Raw genomic sequence first — 14,488 nt, forward strand, 5'->3', positions numbered from 1 at the left:
TCAGTCCTCGTACGCGTCCAGCGGCGGGCACGAGCAGACGAGATTCCGGTCGCCGTACGCCTGGTCGATCCGGCGCACCGGCGGCCAGTACTTGTCCGCGGCCGAGACGCCCACGGGGAAGACGGCTTCCTCGCGGGAGTACGCGTGCTTCCACTCACAGGCCAGCGCGCCCGCGGTGTGCGGCGCGTTCCTGAGCGGGTTGTCGTCCGCGGGCCACTCGCCCGAGCCGACCTTCTCGATCTCCGCGCGGATGGCGATCATCGCCTCGCAGAACCGGTCGAGCTCGCCGAGGTCCTCGCTCTCGGTCGGCTCGATCATCAGCGTCCCGGCCACCGGGAACGACATGGTCGGCGCGTGGAAGCCGTAGTCGATGAGGCGCTTGGCCACGTCGTCGACGGTCACTCCGGTCGTCTTGGTGAGCGGGCGCAGATCGATGATGCACTCGTGTGCGACGAGCCCGCCGGGGCCCGTGTAGAGCACGGGGTAGTGCGGCTCGAGCCGCTTGGCGATGTAGTTGGCGGACAGCACGGCGACCTGCGTCGCGCGCTTCAGCCCCTCGTCGCCCATGAGCCGCACATACGCCCAGGAGATCGGCAGGATCCCGGCGGAGCCCCACGGCGCCGCGGAGATCGGGCCGACACCGGTCGCGGGGCCCGCGGCGGGCTGCAGCGGGTGGTTCGGAAGATACGGCGCGAGGTGCGCGCGGACGCCGACCGGGCCGACGCCGGGGCCGCCGCCGCCGTGCGGGATGCAGAACGTCTTGTGCAGGTTCAGGTGCGACACGTCACCGCCGAAGTGGCCCGGCTTCGCCAGCCCCACCAGCGCGTTGAGGTTCGCTCCGTCCACGTACACCTGGCCGCCCGCGTCGTGCACCGCCGCGCAGATGTCGGCGACGTGCTCCTCGAACACGCCGTGCGTCGACGGGTACGTGATCATGAGTACGGAGAGCTCGTCGCGGTACTGCTCGATCTTGGCGCGCAGGTCCTCGACGTCGATCTCGCCGTCGTCCGCGGTCTTCACGACCACGACCTTCATGCCCGCCATCACGGCGCTCGCCGCGTTGGTGCCGTGCGCCGACGACGGGATGAGGCAGACGGTGCGCTGGTCGTCGCCGTTGGCCCGGTGGTAGCCGCGTACGGCCAGCAGACCGGCCAGCTCGCCCTGCGAACCGGCGTTCGGCTGCAGCGACACCTTGTCGTAGCCGGTGACCTCGGCGAGCCGCTCCTCCAGCTCCGTGATCAGCGTGAGATAGCCCTGTGCCTGGTCGGCCGGGGCGAATGGGTGCAGCTGGCCGAACTCGGGCCAGGTGACCGGCTCCATCTCGGTGGTCGCGTTGAGCTTCATCGTGCAGGAGCCCAGCGGGATCATGCCGCGGTCGAGCGCGTAGTCGCGGTCGGCGAGCCTGCGCAGGTAGCGCAGCATCGCGGTCTCGGAACGGTGCTGGTGGAAGACGGGGTGCGCAAGGAAGTCGTCGGTGCGCAGCAGCGACTCCGGCAGCGCCTCGGCGGCGGTCTCGTCGAGCGCCTCGATGTCCGCCTCGACACCGAAGGCCGTCCAGACGGCGCCCACCTGCGCACGCTTGGTGGTCTCGTCGCAGGCGATGCCCACATGGTCCGCGTCGACCAGGCGCAGGTTGACTCCGCGCTCACGGGCCGCGGAGACGATCTCGGCGGCCTTGCCCGGCACCCGCGCGGTCAGCGTGTCGAAGTACGCACCGTGCACGATCTCGACACCGCCCGCCCGCAGCCCCTCGGCGAGGATCGTGGCGTAGCGGTGGGTGCGCTGCGCGATCGCCTTCAGGCCGTCCGGGCCGTGGTAGACGGCGTACATGCCCGCCATCACGGCGAGCAGCACCTGCGCCGTGCAGATGTTGCTGGTGGCCTTCTCGCGGCGGATGTGCTGCTCGCGGGTCTGCAGGGCGAGGCGGTACGCCCTGTTGCCGTCGGCGTCGACCGAGACGCCGACCAGACGGCCGGGCAGGCTGCGGGCGAACTTCTCGCGGACCGCCATGTAACCGGCGTGCGGGCCGCCGAAGCCCATCGGCACACCGAAGCGCTGCGTTGTGCCGACGGCGATGTCGGCACCCAGCTCGCCGGGCGATGTCAGCAGCGTCAGAGCCAGCAGGTCGGCGGCGACGGTGACGATCGCGCCGAGCTCGTGCGCCTGGTCGATGACGGGCTTCAGGTCGCGTACGGCACCGGAGGCGCCCGGGTACTGCAGCAGCACGCCGACGACTCCGCGCTCGGCGACATCGGCCGGGATGCCGTCGGACAGATCGGCGACGACGACCTCGACACCCGTCGGCTCGGCGCGCGTCTCGATCACGGCGATGGTCTGCGGCAGCGCGTCGGCGTCGACCAGGTAGACACCGTTCTTTACCTTGCCGACGCGACGCGAGAGCGCCATGGCCTCAGCCGCCGCCGTGCCCTCGTCCAGCAGCGAGGCACCAGAGGTCGGCAGGCCGGTCAGCTCGGCCACCATCGTCTGGAAGTTCAGCAGCGCCTCGAGCCGGCCCTGCGAGATCTCCGGCTGGTACGGCGTGTAGGCGGTGTACCAGGCCGGGTTCTCCATGACGTTCCGCAGGATCACCGGCGGGGTGAACGTGCCGTAGTAGCCGAGCCCGATCATCGAGTCGAGGACCTGGTTGCCAGCGGCGAGAGAGCGCAGCTCGGCCAGCACCTCGGCCTCGGTCCGCGCACCGGGCAGCTCCAGCGCATCGGCGCTCTTGATCACATCGGGTACGGCGGCTGCCGTGAGCTCGTCGAGCGAGCCGTACCCGACCTGGGCGAGCATCTTGGCCCGTTCCCCGGCGTCGGGCCCGATGTGCCGCTGCTCGAACGGGATGCCCTGCTCCAGCTGGGAGAGCGGAATGCGGTTGGCGGTCATTGTGCGGAGGCCTCCTGGTCTGACGCGACCTTCGTGGGCACCACGCGCGGGTGCCCGGACGGCCTCCCCCTCTGTCATCTCAACCTGAGAGTTTCACCGGCACGCACATGTCAGCCGGCTTTCACCGTCGGTGAGAGCGGAAGCCGTCGACGCCCGCCCTGCTTTCCAGAGTGACCTCGTCCGTGCGGTACAGGGGCCTGAGAGATTCCGGGGAGGATTTGCTCCTTCGGCGCCTCCGGTCGGGACCGGAGGACTCTCCCGCACGGGGTCAGCAGCCGATGTCAGCCTACCAGCGAGGGCCTTGCCCGGGACCTGGCCGCGGCCCATGCCGGTGCCGCCGCCCGAGGCCTCGAGTGGCCGCCTAGCCCGATGTGCTCTTTCGTAGTGCTTACGGATGAGTTGCGAGCAGCTGGAGGGCCCGTGCAGACCGACATCGATCCGCGCACTTTGATAGGCCGAAAGGCGTTCGATCGCAACGGACACAAGATCGGCACCGTCGACGAGGTCTATCTCGACGACGCGACCGGCATCCCGGAGTGGGCCGCCATCCGCACGGGCTTGTTCAGCAGGGACGCCTTCGTGCCCCTGGAGCCGAGCGAGCTGGTCGAGGGCACCCTGCGGGTCCCCTTCGAACGCGCTCTCATCAAGGACGCCCCCGATTTCGGAGTGGGCCGCCATCTCTCCCCCGAACAGGAGCTGCAGCTCTACCACCACTACGGCCTGGACGTCTCGGACTCCGGTGCCGCCCCGCCCCCTGACCGCGACTTCGGCCGCCTGGCGGACTCGGAGGACACCTGACCTTCGCCGCTCGCCGGTCCCACTCGCGCGGACCCCGCCCCTTCCCCTGCGGGGTCCGCCGGCCTGTCCGGGGCAGGATCCGAGCGAGCGGCGGAGGGTGCGCGGACCAGTGGCGCGGCGGGCCCGCGGCGCTCTTCGCCTCCGCCCCCGTCGTACGTCCTGCCCCCGGGCCTGTCCGCACCGAGGGCAGCGATCCCGCCGCCGTCGACGCCGTGTCCGCCGTCGTCCTACCGCGTGCCGGCGCCACCATCGGTGTGGTGCTCTCCGGTCTCTCCGGCACTGTGCCCGCCCCCGTCCTCACAGCCGGCGGACGGACCGGCCTCTTCGCCCTGCCGGACGCCGCCACGGCCTCCCTCCGCCGCGCCTCTGCCACCTCCCGATCCGTCGGCCTCCCCGCCATCCGGCCCGGTGCCCGGTTCCGGTTCCGGGGCATGGCCGCCGTTGCCCGGTACGAGCGGCAGCGGCTCCGCCGGCTCCAGGTCCGGATCGTCGGTCCTGAACGTACGGACGCGGCCGGGCGGGGAGCCCGGCGTCTCGAAGCGCACGGTCACCCGCCCCAGCCCGCTCCCCTGCACCCAACCGGCGCCGTACTCGGCATGCCGTACGTCGCGACCCGCCAGCCAGTGCCGCTCGGCCGGCGGCGGCTCCTCCCCTTCCGGCTGCCGCGCCGCTTCCTCGTCCTCGGTTTCCTCAGCCCGCTCCCCAGCCGCCTGGGCGAACAGATCCTCCTGTGTGAAATCGGCGAGTCCGCTGACGCCGACCCCGAGCAGCCGCACCCCGCCGGTGGTGTCCACGGCCTCCAGCAGCCGCCCCGCGGCCTCCCGGACCACGGCAGGGTCGTCCGTGGGGCCGCGGAGGGTCTCGGACCGGGTGAGCGTCGAGAAGTCGTACCGCCGCACCTTGAGGACCACCGTCCGGCCGGACCGCCCGGCACCTCGCAGCCGCTGCACACACCGGTCCGCGAGCCGCTGCACCTCCAGGCGGATCCGCACGCGGTCATGGATGTCCACGTCGTACGTGTCCTCGACCGAGACCGACTTGGCGTCCCGCTCGGCCACCACGGGCCGCTCGTCCTGCGCCAGCGCCATCGCGTACAGGGCGCTTCCGTGCGCCTTCCCCAGCAGCCGTACGAGCTCGTCCTCACCGGCCTCGGCGATCTCCTCGACCGTGGTGATCCCGGCCCGCCGCAGGTGGTCTCCGGTGGCAGGCCCGACGCCCGGCAGCACGCGCACCGACATCGGGCCGAGCAGGGCGCGTTCCGTGCCGGGCCGTATCAGCACGAGGCCGTCGGGCTTGGCCTGCTCGGAGGCGATCTTGGCGAGCATCTTCGACGCGGCGAGCCCCACGGACCCGGTCAGCCCCGTGAGCTCCTTGATGTCCGCACGCAACCGCTCTCCGGTCGCCCGAGCCGATTCCTCGTCCCATCCCGTGCCCCCGGCCTCAAGGTCCACGAAGGCCTCGTCCAGGCTGAGCGGCTCGACCAGCGGCGACAGCCGGTGCAGCAGCCCCATCACCTGCTCGCTGATCTCCCGGTACAGCCCGAACCGGGGCACCAGATACGCGGCGTTGGGCGCGAGCCTGCGCGCCTGGGCCATGGGCATCGCGGAGTGCACCCCGAACGCACGGGCTTCGTACGACGCGGTGGCGACGACTCCGCGAGGCCCCAGTCCGCCCACCACCACGGCCTTTCCGCGCAGGCTGGGCTTCGCCGCCTGCTCCGCGGAGGCGTAGAAGGCATCCATGTCCAGATGCAGGATGGTGGGCGCGGTTCTCACATCACCGATGCTGCCTCACGCCACTGACAATGCCGGGGTGTACGGCCCGGGCGACTGCTGGCCCGGGCGACTGCTCACACAGCGCGGTTGCGGCGCCTTGCGAGCTCATCGGCGGGGTGGTGCCCGACCAGCGTCTCCCCTGTGTCGATGCGCTCCCCGTGCAGCTGCGACAGGGCGCTCTCGACGTCCCGCCAGACCACGCCCACGGCGATCCCGAAGATGCCCTGCCCGCCCTGCAGCAGGTCGTGCACCTCGTCGGGCGACGAGCACTCGTAGACCGTCGCGCCGTCGCTCATCAGCGTCATGCGCTCCAGGTCCCGGAACCCGCGCTCCCGCAGATGCTGCACCGCGGTGCGAATGTTCTGCAAGGACACACCGGTGTCCAGGAACCGCTTGACGATCTTCAGGACGACGACGTCCCGGAAGCTGTAGAGCCGCTGGCTGCCCGAGCCGTATGCCGGCCGCACGCTCGGCTCGACGAGGCCTGTGCGCGCCCAATAATCGAGCTGGCGATACGTGATGCCGGCCGCCGCACAGGCCGTAGGACCGCGGTAGCCAATCTGTTCGACTGCTACACCGCCGTTACCTGACACCGCTTCCCGCCGTTTCGGAGTGTGGTCGGCCGCGCTGCTGTGGAGCGGATACGCCTCCACCGGACCCCGTCCGGGGCCACCCCCAGCCGTACCGTCGCCGCTGCTTCCCACGCCGACCTCCGTCCTTGACCTGCTTCTCGACGGTAGGCAGTCACCAGGGGCGCGTCAACGATCGCCACACTCGGCACGCCGAGTGATAATCACCCTACGAGTGGTTTCCCGTACCTCACCGTGGGGAAAGGCTAGCCGAATGTGCTGATGGCGGCCGCCACCCACCGGCCAGGGCCGGTGCCGGGCCGACCAGGGCCCGAACGCGACGGCTGCGGACCACGGTGGGCGAGCCCTGACTGGCCTCGCCGCCCTCACTGGCTGTTGGCGTCCCTCACTGACTGTTGGTGCCGAAGTCCTCGGGCGAGATCTGGTCGAGGAACTCGCGGAACTTCTCCACCTCGTCCTCCTGCTCGTCCGGGATGGCGATCCCCGCGTCGTCCAGCACCCCGTCGCTGCCGTAGATGGGCGTCCCGGTGCGCAGGGCCAGTGCTATCGCGTCGGAGGGCCGGGCACTGACCTCAACTCCGCTCGCGAACACCAGCTCCGCGTAGAAGACGCCCTCACGCAGGTCCGTGATACGCACTTCGCTGAGTTCCTGGCCGACCGCGTCGAGCACATCCTTGAACAGATCGTGGGTCAGCGGTCGCGCGGGCGCCATGCCCTGCTGGGCGAAGGCGATCGCGGTCGCCTCCCCGGGACCGATCCAGATGGGGAGGTAACGATCGCCTCCCACTTCACGCAGCAGCACGATCGGTTGGTTGGAGGGCATTTCGACCCGGACACCTACGACGTCGAGCTCGTTCACACAGCAACCCTAGGCCGTGCCCGGCACCTTTGGGTAGTCGAGCACTCCACGTGCACCGTCCGGGCATGTACGAAATCAGGGGAGGCGTACGCCTAGCGCGGTCTGCACGAGCGCCGCATGCAGCTTCACCGTCAGCCCCGCCAGCTCCCTGGCCCGTGCCTCCGCATGCGCTCTGGTCTGCGGATTACGATGCCGCCGCAGCGGAGCGACCACCTGGTCGACCAGGCCCGCATCCCGCTCGGCAGCGGCTTTCATCGCGCGCAGATGACGCGGTTCGATCCCGAAGCGGCCCAGTTCCACCACGAGAGCCGCGATCGTCACCGCCTCCGCGTCGTATCCGCCGTCGGGCAGCGGAGCGATGAGGCCGTAGGACTCCCATTCCGCGAGCTGCTCTTCGTCGATCTCGGCGGCCGCCAGGAGTTCCGCCCGGCCCACGCGGGCAGCAGTCGGGACGCCGACCGGGCTCTCGCCCTCGGTGCCGTCATGCGGCCTGCCCACGGAGGGCAGCTGCACGGACTCACCACGCTCCAGGGCGTCCAGATGCTCTCGGATCACCCGGAGCGGCAGATAGTGATCCCGCTGCATCCGCAGGACGTGACCCAGCCGCTCGACGTCCTCGGGACTGAACTTCCGGTAGCCCGACGGGGTCCGCTGTGGCTCGATGAGGCCTTCCGACTCCAGAAAGCGGATCTTGGAGATCGTGACCTCGGGAAACTCGTCCCGCAGCACGTTCAGCACGGCGCCGATGCTCATCAGCCGACTCTCCGCTGCGGCGGTGCCGCTTCCGGCACCGCCGCTCGGTGTTTGCAGCATGGACCTTCCTGACAGGTCAGATGCCCCGCTGGCTCGCGTAGAAGACCAGCCGGTACTTGCCGATCTGGACCTCGTCGCCGTTCGACAGGACGACCGAGTCGATGCGCTCCCGGTTGACGTACGTGCCATTGAGGCTGCCCACGTCGGCGACCGTGAACAAGCCGTCCGCTCCACGGCGGAACTCCACGTGGCGACGCGACACGGTGACGTCGTCCAGGAAGATGTCGCTCTGCGGGTGCCGGCCGGCCGTCGTCAGCTCGCCGTCCAGCAGGAAGCGGCTGCCCGAGTTCGGTCCCCGCCGGACGACGAGCAGCGCCGAGCCGAACGGGAGCGCGTCGACCGCCGCCTGGGCCTCGGGAGACAGCATCGGCGACGGAGTCTGCCCGGTGACCTCGGCGTCGTAGGCCTCGATACCCGAGATGGAGATCGTCGAGGTCGTCTCGGACTGGCGCTCACCCGCTCCGGCCCGCAGCGGGGTGCCGCAGTTGGAGCAGAATCGGCTGGCCTCGGCGTTCCGGTTCCCGCACCTCGTACATACCAAGGCCGACATGGACGGACCCTCCTGCCGCGGCTGCCCCCCTGGGGCATTGGGTGCATACGGGCCGGAGGCAAACCCTCCACCCGCACTTGAGGTTGACGGTTCCCCGAAACCTATGCGCCCCGATGCGCCAGGGTCAACAGAAGACGCGCCCTGACCGCCCGAAATGTCACCACCCGGACCAGCGACCTCGTCACGGAACAACGGGCGCTCGGCGCCCTGCCCCTCGGCCTCACCATGGCTCGGTGCGCGATGCCGGGCGGTGGCACTCCCACCGTCCTGGCGCGCGCTCTTGCCGAACAACTTCGCAAACAACTTCACGGGCGATTCCCCTTGACTGAAACAGACCCGCCCGTGGGGCAGGACGAACCCTGACTGCACTCACCGGCCGACCCGGACATCCTCACAACGTCCGTATCCACCAGACAGTTTCCACCACGCACCACCCATCCGGTGCGCCGACCCCCCGCAACCTCCTGCCCTGCCGCGGCACCCCCCATGCACCTGGGCTTCACCGGGAGGACGACCGAGCGTAGTCAGGCCGCTTCGCGGGTCGCAAGGCGTCCACGACGATGTTCTCCGCGCGCGTCACCGTCACGGTGGCCTGCTCCTTTTCCAGCGTCTGCACCACGCCGCCGGGGATGTTGAGCGCCGGCTCGAGATCCTGCGGCTTGCCGATGACCTTGAAACGATACGGCTGGCTGATCTTGTTCCCGTCGACGCTCACACCACCGCCGTCCGCATCGGCGAGATAGGTCCCGGCGACCACCCGGACGTCGTTGATCTGGATGGCCTCGGCCCCGGCCGCGCGCAGCTCCTGGATGGCGTCGAGCAGCATGTCGGCCTCGATCGTCCCCTTCGCGTCGCTGATGGTCAGCGTGATACCGGGTCCCTGCGCCGCAACCGTGCCCGCGAGAATGCCGAGTTGGCGTTCCTTCTCCACGGTCTGCTTGCGGGCCTCCTCGGCCTGGTCCGAGCTGGTCTCCAGCTCGGTGCGCTGGTTCTCGAGACGCCGCTTCTCATCTTCAAGACGCTGCGTACGGTCGTCGAGTTCATCGAGGATGCGTACGAGATCTTCCTGGCGTGCCCCGCGCAGCGCGCTGTTGTCGCTGTTGGAACGGACCTGGATGGCCAGTCCGAGACCGAGCACGAACAGCAGGAGCGCGACGATGAGTTGTGCCCGGCTGACGCGCGGCGGCCACAGGCTCTGCATCAGCCGCTGCCGTCCGGTCGGGGAAGGCTCCGGCATCTCGTCCGCAGCAGCGGACGCCTCGGCGCCGGAAGGTCCCACAGAGGCTTGGGGCATCTCAGGTGACTCGTCGGCGACCTTACGTCGAGTCTCCTGCGTCCCCACAGTCTCAATTGCCTCAGAAGCCTCTGAGGGCCCGGCCTCCAGGACCTCACGGGGAAGTTCGTTGCGCGGCTGCTGCTCCGCCGTCTTGTCCTCGCTCATCGGCCTCACGCCCGGAACACGTGCCGACGGATCGCGGCAGCGTTGGAGAAGATGCGGATACCGAGGACCACGACGACCCCGGTGGACAGCTGCGAGCCGACGCCCAACTTGTCGCCGAGGAACACGATCAGCGCGGCGACCACGACGTTCGACAGGAACGACACCACGAAGACCTTGTCGTCGAAGATCCCGTCGAGCATCGCCCGCAGGCCTCCGAAGACGGCGTCGAGCGCCGCGACCACGGCGATCGGAAGATACGGCTCGACCACCGCCGGAACCTCGGGGCGGACCAGCAGTCCGACCACGACTCCCACGACGAGGCCCAGTACGGCGATCACGATGTGCCCTTCCCTGCCTTCGGCTGTGCTGTTCGAACGATGACACTCGGTGCGGCGGGCAGCCGGACGTCGTCCTCGACGGAGACGCTGGTCCGGATCCCGAAGTTCTCCTGGAGGACGTGCAGGTACTGGCCGTCGGCGCTGTTGTGGAACCGGGTGCTCAGCCTGTTGCCGTCCCCCACCACCAGCACCGAGTACGGCGGCGCCAGCGGCTTGTTGTCGACCAGGATCGCTTCACCCGCGGCCCGGATCGCGGACAGTGCCGTGAGCCGCTGCCCGTTGATCGCGACGGCTTCCGCGCCGGACTGCCACAGGCCGTTCACGACGCGCTGCAGGTCCCGGTCGCGCACCCGCCCGGTGTCCGAGAAGCCCGAGGTCTGGCGCGGGCCGCCCCCTGCGGATGTGTCTGCTTCCTTGGCGTCGTCGACGACCAGCTTCAGGCCCGGGCCGTGCACCGCGGTCGCCCCCGAGAGAAGGCCTACCAGTTCGCCCTGGTCGCCGCCCTGCGTCCGCAGCGCCTCCCGCTGCCGTCGGCTCACGTCGTCCCGCAGGGTGTCGACACTGCTCTCGAGCTTGTCGGCCGCGGCCGTCTCCTGCTCGATGCGGTCGATGAGCTCCTCGCGCTCCTTCGCCACGACCGGAGCGGCCACCCGGGCCTGCGCGGCGCCCACGGTCACCACGAGCGCAGCGAGCACCAGTCCCAGGGCGAGTCCGAGCTTCGCGCGCAGGGTGCGGGGCAGGCGGCTGTCGCCCGTCGCGTTCCTCCGGGCCGCTGCCTCGGCGTATCCGTCGTCGAGGCTGTGGTCCATGACGTTGGTGAGCAGCGACATGGAGGCGTCCGGACGCGACGGGCGCGCGGGGGTGCTCCGAATGGGGGGCTGCTGCGGCATGCCGCACATCGTCGCACGTCGGTGGCGCTACCTCCGAACGGCCCCACCGGTGTGCCGGACAGCACCCCGTACGGGCGCTGTCCGGCACATGATCGGTCAGCGGCCTGCGCTGTCCACGACGGCCGACCACTCATCCAGGAGCGCCTGCGCGGACGCGTCGTCGGGCCCTTCCGCCCACAGGTGCGTGACGGCCTCAGCGGGGTCGGGAAGGACCATCACCCAGCGGCCGTCCGCCTCGACGACACGTACGCCGTCGGTCGTGTCCACGGACCGGTCACCGGCCTCCTCCACCACGCGCCGCATCACGAGGCCCTTGACGGCCCACGGCGTGGCCAGGTCCCGCCGAAGCACATGGGCGCGCGGGATCCGGGCGTCGATCTGGCTGAGCGTGAGCTGCGTACGCGCCACGAGCCCGATCAGCCGTACGAACGCCGCCGTGCCGTCGAAGACGCTGCTGAACTCGGGCACGATGAAGCCGCCGCGCCCGTCGCCACCGAAGATCGTGCCGTCCTCGGCTCCGACACGGGTCAGATCGTCGGGCGACGTCGTGGTCCACGCAACCTGCGTCCCGTGGTACGCGGCCACCTGCTCTGCGATACGCGTGGTCGTCACCGGAAGCGCGACCCGCCCGCTGCGCCGCTCCGCGGCGACCAGATCCAGCATGACGAGCAGTGCCCGGTCGTCCTCCACGATCCGGCCCTTCTCGTCGACCAGCGACAGCCGCTCGCCCACCGGGTCGAACCGCACGCCGAAGGCCGCACGCGCCGATGCGACGATCTCCCCGAGCCGAACCAGCCCGGACCTCCGCGTCTCGGCGGACTCCGTAGGCCGGGACTCGTCGAGGCCGGGATTGATGGTCAGCGAGTCGACGCCGAGCTTTCCGAGGAGGCTGGGCAGGACGAGACCCGCGCTGCCGTTCGACGCGTCGACGACGACCTTCAGCCCCGACTCGGCGATCCCGGTCGTGTCGACGTTCCGGAGCAGCGAGCCCGTATACGAGTCGAAGACGCTCGACGGGAAGTGCAGGTCGCCGATCTCCCCGGGGAACGCACGCCGGTACTCCTGACGCGCGAAAACGCGGTCCAGCTTCCGCTGGCCGGCCGCGGACAAGTCGGCCCCGCGGCCGTCGAAGAACATGATGTCGACGGAGTCCGGCACCCCAGGCGTGGTCCTGATCATGATGCCGCCGGCGCTGCCTCGCGCGGTCTGCTGCCGGGCCACGGGCAGCGGTACGTTCTCCAGGTCCCGCACCTCGATGGCGCTGGCCTGCAGCGCGGAGATGACCGCCCTCTTGAGCGCTCGAGCTCCTCGGGAGTGGTCTCGGGCGGTGGTGACGGTCGAGCCCTTCTTGAGCGTCGTCGCATACGCTCCGGCGAGCCGCACGGCGAGCTCAGGGGTGATCTCGACGTTGAGGATGCCGGAGACACCTCGCGCGCCGAACAGATGGGCCTGACCGCGGGACTCCCAGATCACGGAGGTGTTGACGAATGCGCCGGCCTCGATGGTCTTGAACGGGTAGACCCGGACGTTGCCCTGCACGATCGATTCCTCACCGATGAGGCACTCGTCGCCGATGACGGCCCCGTCCTCGATCCGTGCGGCGCGCATGATGTCGGTGTTCTTGCCGATCACACAGCCACGCAGATTGCTCTGCTGGCCGACGTACACGTTGTCGTGAACGACGGCCTTGTGCAGGAAGGCACCGCTCTTCACGACGACGTTCGACCCCACGACGGTGTGTTCGCGGATCTCCGCGCCGGCCTCGACCTTGGCGTAGTCGCCGATGTACAGCGGCCCGCGCAACACGGCGTCGGGATGCACCTCGGCACCCTCGGCGACCCACACTCCGGGCGAGATCTCGAATCCGTCGATGTCGACGTCGACCTTGCCCTCGAGCACGTCGGCCTGCGCCTTGACGTAGCTTTCGTGCGTACCGACGTCCTCCCAGTACCCCTCCGCGACATACCCGTAGACCGGCTTTCCCTCCTTCATGAGCTGGGGAAAGACATCGCCGGACCAGTCGACCGGAACGTCCGCCTCTACGTAGTCGAACACCTCCGGTTCCATGACGTAAATGCCCGTGTTCACCGTGTCCGAGAAGACCTGGCCCCAGGTCGGCTTCTCGAGGAAGCGCTCGACCTTGCCGCTCTCGTCGAGAATGGTGATACCGAACTCCAGCGGGTTGGGCACGCGAGTGAGGCATACGGTGACGAGCGCGCCCTTTTCCTTGTGGAAATTGATGAGCTCCGTGAGGTCGAAGTCGGTCAGCGCATCACCGGAAATCACAAGGAACGCGTCGTCCTTCAGCGCTTCCTCGGCGTTCTTCACGCTCCCGGCTGTACCGAGTGGCTTCTCCTCGTTCGCATAGGTGAGCTCCATGCCGAGCTCTTCACCGTCTCCGAAGTAGTTCTTGACGAGCGACGCCAAGAACTGAACGGTGACCACGGTCTCGGTAAGCCCATGCTTCTTGAGTAGCCGAAGCACATGCTCCATAATCGGGCGATTTGCCACAGGCAGGAGCGGCTTGGGCATGCTCGAGGTCATGGGGCGAAGACGTGTGCCTTCACCTCCGGCCATCACGACGGCCTTCATGTCGGAAGCGTCCTCCTTGAAGAGACGACGGTCTAGCCGACTGCACCCGTCCGTATTGGCCCGCATATGTCAGGTACGGGCCATCAAGCCTCTACGGCCGCCTTGCAGGCGAGCTCAATCGGCCATGGCGTCCGCCCTGATTAGTCGGCGGACCTGAACCACATAGAGGATCCCTGCCCACCAGTAGAGCGTTGTACCCCACCCTGCGAACGCCCATCCGAAAATAGCAGCGAGTGAGGAGATCCAGCTACTTCCGTCACTGAGAAGAAGTAGCGGGAAGGCATACATCAGGTTGAAGGTTGCGGCCTTGCCCAGGAAGTTGACCTGCGGCGGCGGATAGCCGTGGCGCCTGAGGACGCCCACCATCACCAGCAGAACCAGCTCTCGCGCCAGAAGTACAGCGGTCAACCAGATCGGAAGAATCTCCCGCCAGGTAAGACCGACCAGCGTCGACAGAATGTAAAGACGATCGGCCGCGGGGTCGAGTAGCCGGCCGAGACTGCTGATCTGATTCCAGCGTCGCGCGAGCTTGCCGTCGAGATAGTCGCTGACACCGCTGAGCGCCAGTACGAGCAACGCCCAGCCGTCGCTCTTGGGGCCGCCGAACTCCGGCCTGAGGATCAGCCACAGGAAGAGGGGCACCCCTAGGAGACGCGCCATGCTGAGGATGTTCGGGATGGTGAGGACCCGGTCTGTCTGGACGCGGGTCTCCTGGACCTCCACCCGGGGGCCTCCTGTGGGAACGTGCCTACGATGCCCCCTGACTTTACCGTCACCCTTCGCCCGGCTGTGCAGAGGGGTATCGAACAGCTCGAACGCAAGACTCCTGAGGCGGGAGAAAATGAGTAAATGCAGAAAGCCCCTGTGCCGGTTTCCCGGTACAGGGGCTTTCTCAACAATAGTTCGGCGGCGTCCTACTCTCCCACAGGGTCCCCCCTGCAGTACCATCGGCGCTG

At 69.1% G+C, this 14,488-nt stretch carries 12 protein-coding genes and 1 riboswitch; of the genes, 1 reads left to right on the forward strand and 11 read right to left on the reverse strand.

Going from position 1 to position 14,488, the window contains the following annotated elements; translation table 11 throughout:
* Entirely contained in the window at positions 1-2,886 is a 2,886-nt protein-coding gene (gcvP, locus tag STSP_RS05535) for an aminomethyl-transferring glycine dehydrogenase (RefSeq protein WP_067272816.1), read from the reverse strand.
* Between the two features lie 175 nt (positions 2,887-3,061).
* Positions 3,062-3,157: riboswitch (glycine riboswitch) on the reverse strand.
* 149 nt (positions 3,158-3,306) lie between these two features.
* Here gcvP and STSP_RS05540 point away from each other — a divergent pair.
* Positions 3,307-3,684 carry a PRC-barrel domain-containing protein gene (locus STSP_RS05540; RefSeq protein WP_067272818.1) on the forward strand — a complete coding sequence of 126 codons (378 nt, stop codon included), beginning with the start codon at positions 3,307-3,309 and terminating at the stop codon, positions 3,682-3,684.
* A 227-nt stretch (positions 3,685-3,911) separates the two neighbouring features.
* On the opposite strand, the gene STSP_RS05545 is transcribed toward STSP_RS05540, so the two are convergent.
* From STSP_RS05545 to STSP_RS05590, 10 genes are all read right to left on the reverse strand, one after another.
* Positions 3,912-5,459, reverse strand: a complete 1,548-nt coding sequence (locus tag STSP_RS05545; RefSeq protein ID WP_078066908.1) for a DNA polymerase IV — start codon at positions 5,457-5,459, stop codon at positions 3,912-3,914.
* 74 nt (positions 5,460-5,533) lie between these two features.
* Positions 5,534-6,163 carry a MerR family transcriptional regulator gene (locus STSP_RS05550; RefSeq protein ID WP_078066909.1) on the reverse strand — a complete coding sequence of 210 codons (630 nt, stop codon included), beginning with the start codon at positions 6,161-6,163 and terminating at the stop codon, positions 5,534-5,536.
* 271 nt (positions 6,164-6,434) lie between these two features.
* Positions 6,435-6,908 (reverse strand): bifunctional nuclease family protein, encoded by a 474-nt coding sequence (locus STSP_RS05555; protein ID WP_067272821.1) that lies wholly within the window; start codon positions 6,906-6,908, stop codon positions 6,435-6,437.
* 75 nt (positions 6,909-6,983) lie between these two features.
* Positions 6,984-7,721, reverse strand: coding sequence for a transcriptional regulator FtsR (gene ftsR, locus STSP_RS05560; RefSeq protein WP_067272822.1), 738 nt, complete (start codon positions 7,719-7,721; stop codon positions 6,984-6,986).
* 16 nt (positions 7,722-7,737) lie between these two features.
* Positions 7,738-8,271, reverse strand: a complete 534-nt coding sequence (locus tag STSP_RS40715) for an FHA domain-containing protein (protein WP_067272825.1) — start codon at positions 8,269-8,271, stop codon at positions 7,738-7,740.
* Between the two features lie 499 nt (positions 8,272-8,770).
* On the reverse strand, positions 8,771-9,565 hold the full coding sequence (locus STSP_RS05570) for a DUF881 domain-containing protein (protein WP_078066911.1): 795 nt from the start codon (positions 9,563-9,565) through the stop codon (positions 8,771-8,773).
* Positions 9,566-9,717: 152 nt separating this feature from the next.
* Positions 9,718-10,050, reverse strand: coding sequence for a small basic family protein (locus STSP_RS05575; RefSeq protein ID WP_067272827.1), 333 nt, complete (start codon positions 10,048-10,050; stop codon positions 9,718-9,720).
* Positions 10,047-10,949, reverse strand: coding sequence for a DUF881 domain-containing protein (locus STSP_RS05580; protein WP_078066912.1), 903 nt, complete (start codon positions 10,947-10,949; stop codon positions 10,047-10,049). Before STSP_RS05580 ends, STSP_RS05575 begins: the two co-directional genes overlap by 4 nt.
* A gap of 87 nt (positions 10,950-11,036) precedes the next feature.
* Positions 11,037-13,532, reverse strand: a complete 2,496-nt coding sequence (locus tag STSP_RS05585) for a mannose-1-phosphate guanyltransferase (RefSeq protein ID WP_067272832.1) — start codon at positions 13,530-13,532, stop codon at positions 11,037-11,039.
* 114 nt (positions 13,533-13,646) lie between these two features.
* Entirely contained in the window at positions 13,647-14,255 is a 609-nt protein-coding gene (locus tag STSP_RS05590; protein ID WP_067272834.1) for a CDP-alcohol phosphatidyltransferase family protein, read from the reverse strand.
* Between the last annotated feature and the right edge of the window lie 233 nt (positions 14,256-14,488).

The sequence above is a fragment of the Streptomyces jeddahensis genome, from assembly GCF_001642995.1.
Taxonomy (GTDB): domain Bacteria; phylum Actinomycetota; class Actinomycetes; order Streptomycetales; family Streptomycetaceae; genus Streptomyces; species Streptomyces jeddahensis.